This window comes from Cyclobacterium qasimii M12-11B (assembly GCF_000427295.1).
GTDB lineage: Bacteria > Bacteroidota > Bacteroidia > Cytophagales > Cyclobacteriaceae > Cyclobacterium > Cyclobacterium qasimii.
This window is the reverse complement of sequence record NZ_ATNM01000012.1, coordinates 1-1,487: the sequence shown is the minus strand read 5'-3', so window position 1 is coordinate 1,487 and position 1,487 is coordinate 1. Positions and strand designations below refer to the sequence as shown.

The window sequence follows — 1,487 nt, the reverse complement described above, 5'->3', positions numbered from 1 at the left end:
TGCTGGAGAAGTATACTGAGCTTCTGCTTGGTGAAACAAACGATGAGCTAAAAGAAGAAGTGAAGCAATGGATTTTGTACACCCATATAGCCAAAAGTATGCCTCCGCTCGCAAATCTGGGAGTGTAATATTAACTGTGTAAGTAAGGAATGCGTACGGTTCCTTACTCACACAGTTTTTTATTTGATAGAATAATAAGTATAAAGCTAAAGGAGTGGTTTCAGTGGGGAAATTGAAAAGAGATCCGAACTCCGTAGAATTAGCTAACAAGATTATCGAACAGTATCAGCCTAAATCAGTAGAAGATATGCAAGAAGCATTAAAAGACATATTTGGTCCCATGTTTGAGTCAATGCTAAAAGGTGAAATGAATCACCATTTGGGCTATGAATCCAATGACAAGGGAGAAAAAGAAACAAGAAATAGAAGAAATGGATATGGCAAAAAGATCGTGAAAACAACGGCAGGAGAAGTTGAAATTGCAGTCCCCCGTGATCGTGATGGTTCATTTGAACCGCAGTTGATTCCAAAGCGTAAAAGAGATGTATCCTCTATAGAGGATAAGGTCATTTCGATGTATGCCAGAGGAATGTCACAACGAGACATTTCTTCCACGATAGAAGACATCTATGGCTTTTCTGTATCTCATGAAATGGTATCCGACATTACGGATACTGTACTTCCTAATTTAGAAGAGTGGCAAAATCGTCCCTTAAGTAACTGTTACCCTTTTGTGTTTGTCGATTGTCTTTACACAACCATTCGTAATGACTATGAAACGAAGAAGTATGCCGTTTACACAATACTAGGATATACCATAGAAGGTAAAAAGGACATTCTAGGTTTGTGGTTGAATGAAACGGAAAGTAAACATAAATGGATGCAAATTTTTGATGAAATCAAATCTCGTGGTGTAGAAGATATCTTCTTTCTCTCAATGGATGGCGTTAGTGGTCTGGAAGAAGGAGCACGTGCGATTTTTCCTGATGTGACCGTACAGAGATGTATTGTTCATTTAATTCGAAATTCGATTAAGTATATACCAAGTAAAGACTACAAGCCTTTTACTGCTGCCTTAAAGAAAGTGTATGGAGCTCCAAGCCTTAAGGCTTGTCACAGTGCATTTGAATCTTTTGAAAAGCAGTGGTCTACGTACCCTGGAGCTGTAGACGTATGGAAACGAAACTTTTCTCATGTGGAACAACTTTTCGATTATGGTGGTAATATTCGTAAAATCATGTACACTACAAATGCCGTTGAAAGTATCCACTCTAGCTTTCGAAAAGTCACGAAAAAAGGAGCATTCCCCCATGAGAATGCCCTATTAAAAATATTGTTTTTACGAACAAAAGAATTAGAAAAGAAATGGGATGGTGGACGCATCCAGCAATGGGCTATGGTCATGAATCAACTATTAGTTCATGACCACCTAAAGGAACGTGTGAAGAAATATCTAGAATAACTTACACACTTTTCTTGACAAGCCC

2 protein-coding genes are annotated in these 1,487 nt (G+C 38.2%); both read left to right on the top strand.

What is annotated here, in order from left to right; all coding sequences use genetic code 11:
- Positions 1-2 precede the first annotated feature (2 nt).
- On the top strand, positions 3-128 hold the full coding sequence (locus tag ADICYQ_RS31045; RefSeq protein ID WP_262485354.1) for a DUF2573 family protein: 126 nt from the start codon (positions 3-5) through the stop codon (positions 126-128).
- 86 nt (positions 129-214) lie between these two features.
- On the top strand, positions 215-1,462 hold the full coding sequence (locus tag ADICYQ_RS31040; RefSeq protein WP_031600262.1) for an IS256-like element ISBsu2 family transposase: 1,248 nt from the start codon (positions 215-217) through the stop codon (positions 1,460-1,462).
- Positions 1,463-1,487: the final 25 nt, after the last annotated feature.